This is a genomic window from Paenibacillus aurantiacus (assembly GCF_042431225.1).
Classification (GTDB): domain Bacteria; phylum Bacillota; class Bacilli; order Paenibacillales; family Paenibacillaceae; genus Paenibacillus_Z; species Paenibacillus_Z aurantiacus.
Genome location: NZ_JBHMDO010000025.1, coordinates 1 through 13,582, shown reverse-complemented (window position 1 = coordinate 13,582; position 13,582 = coordinate 1). Strand labels below are relative to the sequence as shown.

Genomic DNA, 13,582 nt, shown 5'->3' with positions numbered 1-13,582 from the left:
AAAATTCCCTCGATTGAGGGAATTTTCCGCACGCGTTCGCATGCCGTTCGCAGAGCAATAGCGAGTACGTCAATTTCAGCTTTATCGTTGCGTTATCGGGCCATTAGTATTGCCCAAGCGATGGTAACACTGTACGATTGAACACCCTTGCTTATGACTGCGACATCGCTGGCAAGGATTAGAGCGACGGCCAACTCTCTCCGTCCTGACCCCCCACGATGCCATTGGCCGCCAGTTCCTGCATTAGCGCATCGCGCTCCTGCAGCGTATCGGTCAGCGAGCCGTTCTCGTGCTTATCCACCCACTGCCGCATGACGACTCCGACCTGCCGCGAAGCTTTCATGAGCAGTTGACGATCCGCGTCTTTCACGCCGTACAGTTCCGCATTCGGCAGGAGCCTGAACATCGCGTTGGCATAATGATGACCGATCTGATCCTTCGTGCCGTAGAGCAGCAGCACCGGCTGCTGAATCGCGTGCAGCTGGCGCTCGAAGTTCGCCTCTAGACAGGCGGACGCGTAATCCCGCCACCGCTTCGCGTCCGCGCTGCCCGCGTCATCGAGCATGCCGTCGAAGGCGGTCCGATTGTCGGCCTCCCGCCAAGCGCTCGCCCAAGCGATCGGACGCTTGGCGCCCAGCCGGCTGGCATAGAGCGCCGCTTTCAGCTTCCCTCGGCTGATGATATCGTGGTAAGCCGCCGATCCCGACAGCAGGATTCCGCCGCGGAACCTGGTTGGATAAGCGATCAGCGCCGCCAGCGCCGCCATTGCGCCTGGCCCATACCCGCAGACATAAGCGGACGAGATGTCGCACTGATCGAGGACGCGCCGCATATCTTCGGCCAGCAGCGGCAAGGATAGCTTGGCTTCCCCGGACTCGCTTCGCCCATGACCGCGTACGTCCATCGTCAAGATACGGCGGCGGTCCCACAGCTCCGATTTTACGTACGTAAATAAACGGCTCGTCGCACAGGGCGGATGGACGCACAAAATCGGCACGCCACGCCCTTCGCTGCGATAATGGATCGATACGTCGCCAACTTGCAAAAAAGGCACCTGCAACACCTCGGATCTCCTTGCATCCCGCGATTTACCGCGAGCGCAATGTTTTCCCTTAGTATTGCCGTGCCTATGCCGCTTTCATAATTAGAACATTTTGTATCCGCCGCGCCGCAGGGCCCGGATCGTGACTCCGCTTACATACGCGCCGATGCCGGCGCCGATGATCGGCAGAATGTCCACGAAGGTGAATGCCGTGAAATTGCCCGCGAACGTCCGGCTACCATCCCATGTTTGCCATATATAGACCGGGATGAGGATGAGGACGAGCAAATAAATCGGAAACCACGTCGTCTTCAGCAGCATGTTCAAAATAAAGCCGATCCCGAACATCATGACGAAGAAGAGCACGGTCGCGATGATCAGCTGCAAAAAGTTAACATCCGTATTCATATCCGTTATACCCCTTTCACTACAAATTAGTTTAGTAGATGGCCGTTTGGAAGTCAATTTGTAGTCGACGGTTGTCACAAGTCCGCCATTTGCTCTAGCCGCCGCCGTTACGATACAATGAATGCGACAATCATTGGCAACTATTATGTGGATATAAGGAGCGATACCTATATGAGCGAAGCAGCACAAACCCTTGAAGGCTGGTATGCCCTGCACGACTTCCGTTCCATCGACTGGACCGCTTGGAAGCAGGCGGACGCCGGCGTTCGCGCAGCCGCGCTGGACGAGCTTCACGGCTTCCTGAAAGAATGGCAAGCGGCCGAAGACGCCAAGACGGGCAGCACGGCTTTCTACTCCATCGTCGGACAGAAGGCGGACTTCGTGCTTATGCACCTGCGCGAGACGCTCGAAGAGCTGAATGAGCTGGAGACGGCTTTCAATAAATCCACATTGGCGCAGTTCACGGTCAAGACCTACTCCTACGTATCGATCGTCGAGCTGAGCAACTACATGGCCGCGCCGGGCTCCGACCCGATGCAAAATCCGGAGATCGTCGCGCGCCTGAAGCCGACGCTGCCGAAAGCGGCTCACATCTGCTTCTATCCGATGAACAAACGCCGCGAAGGCAACGACAACTGGTACATGCTCGGCATGGACGATCGCCGCGGCATGATGCGCAGTCACGGCATGATCGGCCGCAAATACGCAGGCAAGGTCAAGCAGATCATTACCGGCTCCGTTGGCTTCGACAACTGGGAGTGGGGCGTCACGCTGTTCGCGGAAGACGCGCTCCAATTCAAGAAGCTCGTCTACGAGATGCGCTTTGACGAAGTCAGCGCGCGCTTCGGCGATTTCGGCGACTTCTACGTGGGCAACCTGCTGACGGAAGAGAAGCTGGGTAAGATGCTGAGCGTGTAACCAACCCGTTGACTCGGCCGCCGCAGCAATGGCCAAATCATAAACGCGTGCCTGAGAGGGCACGCGTTTTTGTGTTGGCCTTTTAATATTGAATTTACCTCTAGGCGAGGGCAATGCGGCTATGCCGCAGCTGACGAACCGAACTATTCCACCGTCAAGAAATCCGCGTAGATCGCCGAGGTTCCGCTGCCGTTCGCTGCTCCGCCGAATTCAATGCCGATCTCCCGAACGTCGCCCAGATTCGCTTTGCCCGCCAAAGAGAGGCTCAGCGTTGCGCCTGCGGACGTGACAGACACGGCGCCGCCGTCGTACCACTGGTAGCCGCTGCCGGTTTTGATGTACAGCTTGGCGGTCATTCCGCTGCCGAACGAACCCCACGTTGCCGTCGCGACGCGCGCCTTGAGCAGCGACTTGCCCGACAAATTATGCGCCGCTGTCCGGTATAGCGAATAGCTTTTCGTCGCCGCGCCAAGGTTGATGTCGGCCTTCAGCCCGCTTGATCCGCTTGCCTTCCATTCGGAGACGCTCCATGGCCCGTCCGTTACGTTGCCGCCCGCCCACGATTGCGCTGAGCCCTCGAAGTCGTATAAGGTCGTGACACTTCCACTTCCACCGCCACCGCTACCGCCTCCCGCTTCGGTAATAGACGAGAGCGAGATTTCGCCCCGATTGACCGTCCAGGCGTCATTCAGGAGCGCAGAAGCGTTCTGATTGCGGTGCGGAGCCCATCCGTCGTTCCAAGCGAAGAAGTAGACCGTCCGTGGGAAATTCGTTTTGATCGCATTGATCCACTTGGCGTAATCGAACGACCCTTGCGAGTCGGGGCCAATCTCGGTGAACGCGAACGGCTTGCCGAGGGCGACGAGCTCGTCGTATCCGGTCACGCTGGACGCCGGATTGTCATCATACGCATCCAGCCCGACGATATCCACGTAGTTCGCGCCCGGGTAATACGCAGTACGATTGCCTCGGCTGAAATCCGGCGCATAAATCCAGATTAGATTGTCGAGCCCTTTTGTTACCGTGAAATAATTGTACATCTGAACCCACACGTTCTTGAACGTCGCTGCGTCTTGATTCCCCCACCAGAACCAGTCGCCGTTCATCTCATGGAAGGGCCGCCAGAGCACGGTGACGCCCGCATTCTCGAGATCCTGAAGTCCGGCCGCCGTCTTGTCCAAGTAAGCTCGCCATCTCGCGCCGGTAGCCGTGCCCGTATTCAGCAGATCGCCGAAATTAGCGAGCTTCGTGTTCAGATCGCCTCCCGTCGCAGGTCCAGGGCTCGGATAATGGACGTTGACTGTCACCAGCCCGCCCGCGGCAGCATAGGTTTTCAGTCCGCTGTTGCAATCATAGTTAATGAGCGTCGTCGGATCCGAAGCGCTCGCCCATCCCGCCCCGTAATCGCAGCCGAAGATACCCGGATATTGCCCCGTCGCCGTTCGCAGCTCCTCCAGCTGCTGCGTGGAGAACGTCTGCCCGCTGTAGCCCCCGAAGAACCCGGATACGACTCGATTCTCCGTGCGATTGGGCAAATGCGCCAACCAGTTCAGCGTATCCTTCGTCTTCTGGCTTGCATTGACGTTCGCGGTCCCGACCGTATGCGCACCCGCGCTTGTCACTACGCTCATCCCTAGCAGAAATACCATCACAAACGGCATCCATCTTTTCATCAAACGTTCATCATCCTTTCGCAAAGTATTGGGTTTACGCTCTTCCTAACCGATTCCGCAGCAGCCCTCCTTTCGCGTGCGATCGCCAAAATATGTATGCGCTTTCTTGTTGTTGAACCCATTATAGCCGCTCCTCTGAAACCGGTTCTAGAGGACGGTTTTTACTTCCGAATGGACGTGAACAGGGTTGATTTTACCTTTCGCGAACGAAAGATGGGATTGGATTTACATGGATAGCGGACAAATAGGGGTACTTGCCTTAGACTGGCCTGGATGATAGCAGCCTATCGTCTGGACGTACCGGAACGACGCAAAAATGCCCGGCGTCCATTCCGGACGCCGGGCATTCAAGATGCGGATCGCAAAGCCGAGTCTACTCCTCGTCTTCCTCCGCCATAATGCGTTTCATTTCCAAATAAAGCTCCGTCTGCCGGTCGCGCTCGCGTCCCTTCTCCTTCAAACGCTCGATCGCGGGCAGAATCAGAATGTCGACTTCCTTCTGGACCGTGGCCGACAGATCGTACCGGCTCTGCGACTCCAGGAAGGAGCCGACTTCCATCAGCGCGTTATAGCGGTCCAGCTCATCCCGGGTTAGTAAGCCGCGTACTTGCACGCTGCAGTGGCGCATTAGAAGAACTTCCCTTTGCGCAGCACGAGCGGAATGCCGCCGATGATGAACAGGTAGCGAAGATCGATCAGCTTCTTCAGCCACGCGGCCACGCGGCCCTTGTACGTCTTGCCGAACGCCAGGCCGATCGCCTCGCCCTTGCCGAGGGAAGCGACGGTGCCTTTATTCTTGAATTCGAATTTGCGCAGCGGCTGGTTGCGAATCGACGCGACCAGGTTATGCGCGCACGTAACGCCTTGCTGCATCGCGATCTGCGCGGTAGGCGGGTACGGGCGCCCTTCCGGATTCAGGATGAGCGAGTTGTCGCCGACGATGTAGATGTTCTCGTTGCTCGGCGCGCGTAGGAACTCGTCGACCTTCACGCGGCCGCGCATCGTCTCGAAGCCGGCCTCGTCGATCAAGCGGTTGCCGCGTACGCCGGCCGCCCAGATGACGGTGGCGGAACGAATTTCTTCGCCGTCGCCGACGATGACGCCATCCGGCGTGCATTCCTTGATCGCCGTGCCGATGCGGAAAGTAACGCCCTTCTTCGTCAGCACTTCCATCGCGTATTCGACCAGCTCCGGATCGAAGCCCGGCAGCGCCGTCGGCGCCGCTTCCACATTGACGATGCGCACGAGCTGCGGGTCCACGTCGAACTGCTTGCACAGCTCCGGCACGCGGTCGGCCAGCTCGCCGACGAACTCGATGCCGGTGAAGCCCGCGCCGCCTACGACGAACGTCAAGTAGTCCGTACGGTGCGGTTCCCGCTTATAGCGCGCGAACTGGTATTCAATATGTTCGCGGATGAGACGGACCGAGTTGATGCTGCGAATGTTCATCGCGTATTCGCTCATGCCCGGAATGCCGAACGTCTCCGGCTCGCCGCCGACGCCGATGACCAGGTAGTCATAGGAGAGCGTGCCGTCTTCCAGGATGACTTTCTTATCCTGCGTGCGGATCTGGACGACCGTCGACTTGACGAAGTCGATCTTGAACTCGTCGATGAGCTTGGAAATGCTGACACGCGCGTTCTCGGCCTTGTCCGTACCGGCGGCCGGCATGTGCAGATGCGTCGTAATATAGTGATAATCATGCTTGTTGACCAGCGTTACGTCGGCTTCATTATAGTTCAATTCTTTCTGCAGGCGCAGCGCGGTCAGGATGCCGCCATAGCCCGCCCCAAGAATGACGATTTTTGGTATGTTGCTCATGTTTAGAATCCCATCCATTCCTATTACTTTAATCCTTGTGAAAAATTACACAAATACAGTTGTTTATGGGGTTTCTCTCTGTACGGGAAATTGTAAAATGTCGTCAAAAACCGCATAAAGACGCTATTATACACCCTATATTTAATATCACACATGATACAAATTTTTCAGTTAAGTTTCAAGGGTAAAAATATACGAAAAACTTTAGAATTATATCCAATTTCGTTATTTTCATCAACCCCTTCTGAACAAGTTCATCCGGGCGTATGGGTAGTATAGTTAATATTGCGGAGGTGCACGGCTTTGACCGATACAATGACTGCACGGAATACAGTCGATCTGGCTATCATCGGCGGCGGACCTGCTGGAATGTTTGCCGCCTTCTACGGCGGCATGCGCCAGGCATCGGTGAAGTTAATCGAAAGCATGCCCGAGTTAGGCGGCCAACTGGCGGCGCTATATCCCGAGAAGTATATCTATGACGTCGCGGGTTTTCCGAAAGTGACGGCCCGGGAGCTCGTCGACCGGCTTAAGGCGCAGATGGAGCATTTTCACCCCGAAGTCTGTCTGGAAGAGAAAGTAATGGATGTGATCAAGCATGGGGAGCGGCAGTTCGAAATCCGTACCGATCGCGGCGCACACTTCGCCAAAGCGGTGATCGTGACCGCTGGCGTCGGGGCGTTCGAGCCGCGCCGCCTCGAGCTTGCCGAAGCAGACCGGTTCGAGAAACGCAACCTCCACTACTTCGTGCAGGACTTAAGCCGGTTTCAAGGACAGCGGGTGCTCGTCTGCGGCGGCGGCGATTCGGCCGTCGACTGGTCGCTCATGCTGGAGCCGATTGCCGCGAGCGTGACGCTCATCCACCGCCGCGACAAATTCCGCGCGCACGAGCACAGCGTCGAGAGACTCAAGCAATCGGACATATGCGTGCTTACGCCCTATGAGATCGCCGCGCTGCGCGGCGACGAGACGATCGAACAGTTGACGCTGCGCAATGTCAAGACGGGCGAGACAATCGAGCGCGAGACGGATGCGGTCATCGTCAATTACGGCTTCGTCTCTTCGCTCGGGCCGATCGCCGACTGGGGCATCGACATCGAAGGCGGGTCCATCGTCGTCGATTCGCGGATGGAGACGACCGTCCCCGGCATCTTCGCCGCAGGCGACATCACCACGTATCCCGGCAAGCTTAAGCTAATCGCCGTCGGCTTCGGAGAAGCGCCGACCGCGGTCAACAACGCTAAAGTGTATATCGATCCGGCAGCCAAGCTGTCGCCCGGCCACAGCAGCAACATGAAATTATAAATGAAGGGAAACGAAAGAGGGTATCCTACCGCTTGGGCGCCGCTTCGCGAAGAGACGGCTGAACAAGGAGGATACCCTTTATGTTATGTCCGGTATGCAATGGTCTGGAATCCTTATACGCGCAATGCCGCTCATGCGGCCAGCTTGCGACGGACTGCGGACGGATCTCGGATTATATAGGTCCGTATTCCCCGTACGAGCCGGATCCCGACTTGCATGACACCGATGCGATGGCAACTATCGTCTTCTCAGCGGAGCAAACTTGCAAACATCTCGTTAGCTGCCCCGTATGCGGCTTAAGCGAGGAGACGGCAGTTAAGCAATGGCATGCAAGCGAGCATTGATTCTAGCGTACCGAGTGCATTCGCTAGCGGTTGTATCTCTAGGCGGTAATTCGACGAAAGTTGTCCGGGCTGATCTGCCTGCGCTTGATTTCGGCGGCGAGCAGTTGGATAAATTCGGGCTCCAAGTTGAACTGCATGGCCGCTTGATAAGCATCCAAGAGCAGCTCGTCAGACAGAATCTCCATGGTTCCACACTCCCTTCCTGTTTCTTCCTGACTCATCTTAGCATGTCCCCAAAAGCGGAACAAGCGTTCGAAATATCCACAACAACATGTGGACAGCATGTGTGTATATTGTGGGTATTGGAGGAAAAAACAGGAATGGCAACGAGGATAATGTGGATACGGTTATACACAGCTGTGGAAGACGATTTTCCAATAAAAAACTTTAATGAATATCTCTTCACCCATTAACGTAATCTATTGATTTGGGCCTATTGAGGCCGCGTGTTCACCTCGAAAATCCACAGCTTCCCGCTGTTGTCGATGCCGTAATCAAAGCCCAGCTGGCCAAGACCCGGAAAGCGTACCTCCAGCACCTGTGTCCCTAGACGCGTCAGCTCGCGCATTTTGCGTTTCTTGCCGGCCACGGCGGACGCGGAGAACGATCGCCGGATTCCTTCGGAACCGGACAGAAGCTGCCCGCCCCGGCACAGATTCGTGACGAACAATCCCGGCTTGGCCCATCTGCCCACGATCGCCCTGATCTGCCACACTCCGTTCTCCTTCACGTACTTCACCCGATAATCGACCGGCCGCCCCTGGATCGTTGCCAGCCGAATTCCCTTCTGAATCAAATATCGGCGCCCCTTGCGCATCCGGTCCAGCGAGCGGTACATGTCGTTGAACGCCGCGAAATGCTTCGTCTTCGCGTAATAGGTGTGCGCGTAACCGCTTCCGCTTCTGGTGACCTTGATGACGCCGTGGCCCCCCGCGCCCTTGACCGGCTTCACGACGACCATGCCGTGCGCGGCGAGCATGCTCCGCAAGTTCGCTTCCGTAAACAGACGTGTCGGCGGGATATGCGGCGCGATCCGCGGATGCGATAACAGCGCCGCCGTTTTGTCCCATTTGCTGGCCAACTGTCTTCCGATCTCTTCCATCTTTCTCGCTCCTCCCGTCTGATGACATGGTATAGCATATGCCGCAGAGGCGGGAATCTCTTGGATGATTGCCATCGGCAACCCGCCTGATTCGAGAGGTTGGTAGAGTCGGCCGCCGGCGAAGTCCGTTACGCCGCGGCTTTGAGCATGTTGTTCATGTACGTACGGTAAGCGACCATGAAGTAGACCGACTGCATGATGATATAGATGCCGATGACGATGCCCGCATAAAGATAGATTTGGCCGCTCAATAGATTATCCAGCGCCTTCATCGCGAACAGCGTATGCAGAATGCCGACCGCCACCGGCACGTAGAAGATGACCGATACTTGCGCCAGGACGATCCGCCGGATTTCGCCAGCCGTCATGCCGATGCGCGTCAGCGCCCGGAACTGCGCTTCGTCGTCCTTCATTTCCGTGAACAGCTTGAAGTATAGCATGCTGCCGGAGGCGATGAAGAAGAGCAGGCTGACGAACAGACCGACGAACAGCGTGAGGGAGCTCGTTTCCTTGATGGATAGATACCCTTCGACCCGGTTGGTCATCGCCTGGTTGCGCTTCTCTTCCGATATGGCGGCCTTCACCTTCTCCATCGTGGAGAGCGCCTCTTCCCATCCCTCCAGCTCCACGCCGTAGCTGACGACCTGCTTCTCCGGCGGCGTTCGCGAAAGCTGCGTCTCGTAGGTCTTCTCATCTACCACCAGCAGGTAGGTGTAAATGCCCACCGGCGTCAGTACGGCGCCCGCACGCGTCGGCTCCAGATCGAACGTGATCCAGTCGCCATTGAGCTTCGCCTGGATTGCCTCCCCTTTGTACAAGCCGGTATCCATCATCTCGACGTACGGGTACACGAGGAACGCCTTGCCCGGGGCTACGGTCGCTTGGTCGCGTCCGGTCAGCTCGGCGGCGCGGTTATATTCCGAGATGCCGATGACGGCTGCATTGATCTCCCCGACGCCGGAGCGGAACGCGCCGCCTTTGGCGCCCTGCATGGCTTCGGTCGCAATGCCGGCCACTTGGATCTCATAGGCGATCTTCCGCCCGTCGGCAAGCAGGATCTGCCTGAGCTTGCCCGGCTCGATAACCTCGTGGACGTTCAGCCCTCGTTCGACGTAGCCGATCGTATGCGGCGCATGCGACATGAGCTGCGCCCGGCCGTTCTCCTTGAACACGTACAGCGTGCCGGACGCGGTCATGATGACGGCGCTCAGAATCGTCACCATGAACAGAATGCGCGCGTTGTCCTTCAGCTTGAACGCCATCTGGGAGAGGGCGATCATGTTCGTGCGGTTATAGAAGATCCCTTTGTTTCGCTTCAACAGGCGCAGGATCGCCACGCTGCTCTGCGTGAACAGGAAGTACGTGCCGATCAAGACTAGCAATAAGACGGGGAGCGTCAGCCTGATGAACGTCCCCATGTTCATGAGCACGGCCAGCGCGTAGCCGCCAGCCAGCGTGGTCAAACCCAACAACGCAAGCCACACGCTGAACGCCGGCTCCTTCTTCGGCTTGCTCGCCTCTTTCAGCAAGTCGACGATTTCCGTCTTGCCGACCCGCAACGCGCCAAGCCAATTAAGGGCGTTGAACAGCAGCAGGAAGCCGCCTACGGTGAGCACCACCGCCTTCATCGGCACGGAGAACCGGATCGGATTCGTGACGCCGAGCAGCAGCGACATCGCCATGAAGAACAGCTTGCTGAGTAGTATGCCGATACCGATGCCGACCGCGATCGCCAGCAGGGCGATGAACAGGCTCTCGAGCATGAGCATCCGCCGCAGCTGGGCGCGGGTCATGCCGAACAAGGCGTAGAGGCCGAATTCTTTCTTGCGCGTCTTCAGGAAGGCGGAGTTGGCATACATCACGAAGAAGAACGAGAAAATGGCGACGATATATTCGCACGCCTCCATGCCTTTGCGCACCTTCTCCGCCTGCTCGATGTGACCATTGATGACGTCCGGGTGGAATAGGAACGCCCCGTACATATAGAAGACAAGCACGGAGAATACACTGCTCAGAAAGAAGGCGCTATAGGCGCGCCAATTGCCGCGGATGCTGCTAAGCGCGAGCGAACGGAATGTCATCGAAATTACCTCCCAACACGCTGAGGCTGTCCAAAATTTGCTGGAAGAACAGCTGGCGGCTCGCGCCGCGGCGAATCTCCGAGAATAGCCGGCCGTCCTTGATGAACACGATGCGCTGGCAGTAGCTGGCGGCGAACGGGTCGTGCGTCACCATCGCGATCGTCGCCGCGAACTGCTCGTTCATCTGCTTGAGCGATTCCATGACATCCTTCGCCGCCTTGGAATCGAGGTTGCCGGTCAGCTCGTCGGCCAACAGAATCGACGGCTTGTGAATCATCGCCCGCGCGATCGCCGCCCGCTGCTTCTGCCCGCCGGACACCTCGTAAGTGCGTTTGTTCAAAATATGAGCGATGCCGAGCAGCTCCGCAAATGGCGCCAGACGCGCCTCGATCTCCTTGACCGGCGTGCCTTCGAGCACGAGCGGCAGGACAATGTTCTCCTTGATCGACAGGGTGTCGAGCAGGTTGAAGTCCTGGAAGACGAAGCCGAGCTCCCGCCTGCGGAACAGCGCCAGCTGCTTCTCGTGCAGACGGGCCGGCTCCGTGCCGTTAATCCAGATGCTGCCCGAGGTCGGCTTGTCGATCGTCGCCAGCAGGTTGAGCAGCGTCGTCTTCCCGCTGCCCGACGGTCCCATAATGCCGACGAACTCCCCCGCTGCCACGTCGAGGTCAATGTCTTCCAGCGCCTTGTAAGCGACACTGCCCTTGCTCGCGTAAGTCTTGCACAGCGCTTGCGTGCGTAATACTGTCATGACGAATTCCTTCCCTTCGCTTGGTTCTTATGGCACCAGTATACCTTCCGGGAAGCCGTCTCCCCCATCGATTCAGCTTTCAATCGGCAGGCGGAACCTTACATTATTGTCACCTGTCCTCGATGCGGTGCAAGGTCCGCGAAGGAAAAGCGATCGTCACTGTCGTGCCGCATCCCTGCTCGGAGGCTGCCGTTATCGTATGTCCCAGCTTCCGGCAGACCAGCTTGGCCAGATACAGCCCCATGCCGGTCGATTCGCCTACGATCCGCCCGTTCTCCCCCGTGAAGAACGGATCGAACACGCGCGGCAGCTCTTGGGGCGGAATGCCGATGCCCTCGTCGCGGACGCTTAAGGTAGCGGAGCCGTCCGGCTCTTGCGCGAGGCGGATATAGAGGCGCTTGGCGCCCGGCTTGGGGGCGCTGTATTTGATCGCGTTCGTGACGAGCTGGCCGACCGCGAACGCCATCCATTTCTCATCGGTCTCAGCCGACGCCGTTCCCTCGATCTGCGGATAGATGCCGTGCTTGATGCACAGCCGCTTATGCCGGTTGACGACCTCTCGCGCAAGCTCCTCGAGATGCACCCTCCGCACGTGCATGTCCAATTCGAATTTGGACAGCCTCGCCGTATAGAGCATCTGATCGAGTCCCTGCGTCAGCCGTTCCGCTTCCTCGCGAATGCTGGCGAACCCTTCAGCCGCCTCCTCCGCGGCTTCCTCCCCGCCCTGCTGGGCCAGCAGATCGATGACCGACACCGGGGTCTTCATCTGATGCACCCACTGATGGGTAAAATGCTGATGCAGCTCCTGCTGCCTCCGGTAGCGGCCAAGCTCGTCCATATATGCCTCATGCTGCCGGGCAATCAGCCGCTGAACGGCGCGCTGATCGCGGGTAGCGCCGGATTGGATCTGAAGCGCGGCATCGAGCTTGCCTGCCCGCAGCGCTTCGCCGAGTTCGCGGAAGTACGCCCGCTGACGCAAGTAATCCGCCAGCAGCCAAAGGAGCAGGCCGAACAGCGCCAGCACGAACGCATAGGCGATGCTCGTCGCATCGAGCGCAAGCCCTTTGCCCGCTAAGCTGAGCACGAGCGCGGTCTCCGAGAGCACAAGCGCCAGCAGGAATGCCGCGATGTAAGGGAGCTTATCCGCCAGGAAGCGGACGAACGTCAGCGACGCTCCTTCTGCCTCGCCGCGCACGCCAGACGTCATATCAGCGCCGTCCTCGGCTTCGAATCCTCTATGCCCGCTCATGCTCCGGCTCCCTTCAGGTTCAGCTTGTAGCCCGAGCCCCGCACGGTCTCGATGACCCCGGGCAAGCCGAGCTCCTCCAGCTTCCGGCGCAGCCGCGTCACGTTGACGGTAAGCGTGTTGTCGTCGACGAACTGCACGTCGTCCCACAGCGTCTCAAGCAGCCGCTCCCGGCTGACGACGCGCCCCTCCTGCTTCAATAGACACGCGGCAAGCAGGCATTCGTTCTTCGTCAGCGCCATGTGGCGGCCATCCCATTCCAATTCGCTGCGCGCCGAATTGAGCAGCAGGCCGCGTGCTGCCAACTCTCCGCCTCCTTGCGCGGCAGGCGAGGGTGCCGCATATTCCCCATATGTCCGGCGCAGCAGGCCTTTGATCTTCGCCAGCAGCAAATCGAGCGGGATCGGCTTCGTCACGTAGTCGTCGCCGCCGTTCTCGATCGCCATGACTTGATCCATCTCGCCCGACCGTGCCGAGACGAAGATGATCGGCGCACTGGTCACCGTACGAAACTGCCTGCACCAATAGTAACCGTCGTAGTGCGGCAGATGGATATCCAGCAGAATGAGATGCGGCGCCCACGCCTCCATCTCGAGCTTCAGCTCATGCATCCGCTCTGCTACGCGTGCTTCGAAGCCGTATTTGACAAGCGACCTGCGCAGCAGCTCGCCGATCTTTTCGTCGTCCTCCACGATGAAAATGCGATACATCCGGGTTCTCTCCTCCCTCGCGGTGCCGGACGACTCGCTCCTTCCAAGATGCTTCTGGTCCGTCACCGCTTATCAAACCTTTATTCTAGCCGCTTTTCCAGCTTCTCTCAATCCCGGCCCGGCTCCCTCCCCCTTCCCCCTCCGCTGAGGGGAACCAAAGGGCTTTGCCCTCTGGACGCCC

At 58.2% G+C, this 13,582-nt stretch carries 13 protein-coding genes; 2 read left to right on the top strand and 11 right to left on the bottom strand.

The features are described from left to right. Positions 1-178 precede the first annotated feature (178 nt). The gene (locus tag ACFFSY_RS15695; protein WP_377495612.1) at positions 179-1,063 is read right to left on the bottom strand and encodes an alpha/beta fold hydrolase; all 885 of its coding nucleotides are present in this window, start codon (positions 1,061-1,063) and stop codon (positions 179-181) included. Between the two features lie 81 nt (positions 1,064-1,144). Beyond that, a complete protein-coding gene (locus ACFFSY_RS15690) occupies positions 1,145-1,450 on the bottom strand; it encodes a YuiB family protein (RefSeq protein ID WP_377495610.1) in 306 nt (101 codons plus the stop codon). Between the two features lie 171 nt (positions 1,451-1,621). On the opposite strand from ACFFSY_RS15690, the gene hemQ reads away from it, so the two are divergent. After that, on the top strand, positions 1,622-2,368 hold the full coding sequence (gene hemQ / locus ACFFSY_RS15685) for a hydrogen peroxide-dependent heme synthase (RefSeq protein WP_377495608.1): 747 nt from the start codon (positions 1,622-1,624) through the stop codon (positions 2,366-2,368). Between the two features lie 143 nt (positions 2,369-2,511). Here hemQ and ACFFSY_RS15680 read toward each other — a convergent pair whose 3' ends face one another. From ACFFSY_RS15680 to ACFFSY_RS15670, 3 genes are all read right to left on the bottom strand, one after another. Beyond that, positions 2,512-4,041 carry a glycosyl hydrolase gene (locus ACFFSY_RS15680; RefSeq protein WP_377495606.1) on the bottom strand — a complete coding sequence of 510 codons (1,530 nt, stop codon included), beginning with the start codon at positions 4,039-4,041 and terminating at the stop codon, positions 2,512-2,514. A gap of 373 nt (positions 4,042-4,414) precedes the next feature. After that, the gene (locus ACFFSY_RS15675) at positions 4,415-4,669 is read right to left on the bottom strand and encodes a hypothetical protein (protein WP_377495604.1); all 255 of its coding nucleotides are present in this window, start codon (positions 4,667-4,669) and stop codon (positions 4,415-4,417) included. Then, positions 4,669-5,862 (bottom strand): NAD(P)/FAD-dependent oxidoreductase, encoded by a 1,194-nt coding sequence (locus ACFFSY_RS15670; RefSeq protein ID WP_377495602.1) that lies wholly within the window; start codon positions 5,860-5,862, stop codon positions 4,669-4,671. Before ACFFSY_RS15670 ends, ACFFSY_RS15675 begins: the two co-directional genes overlap by 1 nt. A 315-nt stretch (positions 5,863-6,177) precedes the next feature. Between ACFFSY_RS15670 and ACFFSY_RS15665 the strand changes: the two genes are divergently transcribed. Further along, positions 6,178-7,167 carry an NAD(P)/FAD-dependent oxidoreductase gene (locus tag ACFFSY_RS15665; protein WP_377495891.1) on the top strand — a complete coding sequence of 330 codons (990 nt, stop codon included), beginning with the start codon at positions 6,178-6,180 and terminating at the stop codon, positions 7,165-7,167. 382 nt (positions 7,168-7,549) lie between these two features. Here the strand turns inward: ACFFSY_RS15665 and ACFFSY_RS15660 are convergent, their stop codons facing one another. From ACFFSY_RS15660 to ACFFSY_RS15635, 6 genes are all read right to left on the bottom strand, one after another. Continuing rightward, positions 7,550-7,696, bottom strand: coding sequence for a sporulation histidine kinase inhibitor Sda (locus tag ACFFSY_RS15660; RefSeq protein WP_377495600.1), 147 nt, complete (start codon positions 7,694-7,696; stop codon positions 7,550-7,552). Positions 7,697-7,944: 248 nt separating this feature from the next. Further along, the gene (locus tag ACFFSY_RS15655; RefSeq protein WP_377495597.1) at positions 7,945-8,613 is read right to left on the bottom strand and encodes a YheC/YheD family protein; all 669 of its coding nucleotides are present in this window, start codon (positions 8,611-8,613) and stop codon (positions 7,945-7,947) included. A 128-nt stretch (positions 8,614-8,741) separates the two neighbouring features. Continuing rightward, positions 8,742-10,694, bottom strand: a complete 1,953-nt coding sequence (locus ACFFSY_RS15650) for an ABC transporter permease (protein WP_377495594.1) — start codon at positions 10,692-10,694, stop codon at positions 8,742-8,744. Further along, positions 10,669-11,445: an ABC transporter ATP-binding protein gene (locus ACFFSY_RS15645; RefSeq protein WP_377495592.1), complete on the bottom strand. Its 777-nt coding sequence runs from the start codon at positions 11,443-11,445 to the stop codon at positions 10,669-10,671. Before ACFFSY_RS15645 ends, ACFFSY_RS15650 begins: the two co-directional genes overlap by 26 nt. Before the next feature lie 109 nt (positions 11,446-11,554). Continuing rightward, positions 11,555-12,694 (bottom strand): sensor histidine kinase, encoded by a 1,140-nt coding sequence (locus tag ACFFSY_RS15640; protein ID WP_377495590.1) that lies wholly within the window; start codon positions 12,692-12,694, stop codon positions 11,555-11,557. Continuing rightward, a complete protein-coding gene (locus tag ACFFSY_RS15635; protein ID WP_377495588.1) occupies positions 12,691-13,401 on the bottom strand; it encodes a response regulator transcription factor in 711 nt (236 codons plus the stop codon). Before ACFFSY_RS15635 ends, ACFFSY_RS15640 begins: the two co-directional genes overlap by 4 nt. Between the last annotated feature and the right edge of the window lie 181 nt (positions 13,402-13,582).

Excerpts from the sequence above, each read along its gene's own strand:
- ACFFSY_RS15690 (WP_377495610.1), bottom strand. The coding sequence starts at position 1,450 with ATGAATACGGATGTTAACTTTTTGCAGCTGATCATCGCGACCGTGCTC.
- hemQ (WP_377495608.1), top strand. The coding sequence starts at position 1,622 with ATGAGCGAAGCAGCACAAACCCTTGAAGGCTGGTATGCCCTGCACGAC.
- ACFFSY_RS15680 (WP_377495606.1), bottom strand. The coding sequence starts at position 4,041 with ATGAAAAGATGGATGCCGTTTGTGATGGTATTTCTGCTAGGGATGAGC.
- ACFFSY_RS15675 (WP_377495604.1), bottom strand. The coding sequence starts at position 4,669 with ATGCGCCACTGCAGCGTGCAAGTACGCGGCTTACTAACCCGGGATGAG.
- ACFFSY_RS15670 (WP_377495602.1), bottom strand. The coding sequence starts at position 5,862 with ATGAGCAACATACCAAAAATCGTCATTCTTGGGGCGGGCTATGGCGGC.
- ACFFSY_RS15665 (WP_377495891.1), top strand. The coding sequence starts at position 6,178 with ATGACTGCACGGAATACAGTCGATCTGGCTATCATCGGCGGCGGACCT.
- ACFFSY_RS15660 (WP_377495600.1), bottom strand. The coding sequence starts at position 7,696 with ATGGAGATTCTGTCTGACGAGCTGCTCTTGGATGCTTATCAAGCGGCC.
- ACFFSY_RS15655 (WP_377495597.1), bottom strand. The coding sequence starts at position 8,613 with ATGGAAGAGATCGGAAGACAGTTGGCCAGCAAATGGGACAAAACGGCG.
- ACFFSY_RS15650 (WP_377495594.1), bottom strand. The coding sequence starts at position 10,694 with ATGACATTCCGTTCGCTCGCGCTTAGCAGCATCCGCGGCAATTGGCGC.
- ACFFSY_RS15645 (WP_377495592.1), bottom strand. The coding sequence starts at position 11,445 with ATGACAGTATTACGCACGCAAGCGCTGTGCAAGACTTACGCGAGCAAG.
- ACFFSY_RS15640 (WP_377495590.1), bottom strand. The coding sequence starts at position 12,694 with ATGAGCGGGCATAGAGGATTCGAAGCCGAGGACGGCGCTGATATGACG.
- ACFFSY_RS15635 (WP_377495588.1), bottom strand. The coding sequence starts at position 13,401 with ATGTATCGCATTTTCATCGTGGAGGACGACGAAAAGATCGGCGAGCTG.